The 1,011-nt window shown below is 70.0% G+C and carries 1 protein-coding gene; it reads right to left on the bottom strand.

Features of this window, described 5'->3' with window-relative positions:
• Window positions 1-195 precede the first annotated feature (195 nt).
• Complete coding sequence (locus tag ACFWI9_RS34865; RefSeq protein WP_387169450.1) at window positions 196-1,011, bottom strand: RNA polymerase sigma factor SigF; 816 nt, start codon at window positions 1,009-1,011, stop codon at window positions 196-198.

Genomic DNA, 1,011 nt, shown 5'->3' with positions numbered 1-1,011 from the left:
AGCCACGGCAGCGCGAGTACGGCCCACCACGCCAGGACCGCGCCCACGCCGAGGAGCGTCGCACGCCGCTTCACAGGGCACCTCCACCGACGAGACCGACTCGCCTTGTTCTGTCGGGTGTTTCCGCTACGTCGTCCAGCGACCTGGGAATCGAAGTGCCCCCGGAAGCCGAGCGGAAACCGGAGGACGCGCCGCTCAGGCCACGTCACGCATCACCTGGTGCCGCAGGCGCTCGCAGCAGAGGCTGATCAGACGGGAGACGTGCATCTGCGAGATACCGAGCTGCTCGGCGATCGCGGCCTGCGTCATGCCGCCGAAGAACCGCTGGTAGAGGATGACCTGGTCCCGCTCCGGCAACGCCTGGAGGCCGGGTTTGACCGCCTCACGGTCGACGACGGTGTCGAGGGCAGGGTCGGGCGACCCGAGGGTGTCGCCGAGGGAGTAGCCGTCCTCGCCGCCGGCCATATCCGCGTCCAGCGAGAGGGCGGTGAAGCTCTCCAGGGCCTCCAGCCCGACCAGGACGTCCTCTTCGCCGAGGCCGGCCTGCCTGGCGATCTCGGCGACGGTGGGCCGACGGCCCGGGACGGTCTGGGACAGATCCCGCGCGGCGCACCGCACCTGGTTGCGCAACTCCTGTACCCGGCGCGGCACATGGACGCTCCACATGTAGTCCCGGAAGTGCCGCTTGATCTCACCGGTGATGGTCGGCACGGCATAGCTCTCGAACGCGTTGCCGCGCTCGGGGTCGTACCGGTCGACGGCCTTGACCAGCCCGAGGGCCGCGACCTGGCGCAGATCCTCGGAGTTCTCGCCCCGGTTGCGGAACCGCCCGGCGAGCCGGTCGGCCATGGGCAGCCAGGCCTCGACGATGCGTTCGCGGACGGTGTCGTGCTGCGGGCCGGGCGGCAGCGCGGCCAGTGTGCGGAACGCCTCCGCGGTGTCGGGGGCGTCATGGTGGGAATGGCGTTTGGTGCCCCTGCTTGTACCCGTGCTTGTACTCGTACTTGTGAT

It is taken from the genome of Streptomyces sp. NPDC127084, assembly GCF_042724175.1.
GTDB lineage: Bacteria > Actinomycetota > Actinomycetes > Streptomycetales > Streptomycetaceae > Streptomyces.
The sequence above is the reverse complement of the archived record's forward strand: the minus strand, read 5'-3'. Positions and strand labels throughout refer to the sequence as shown.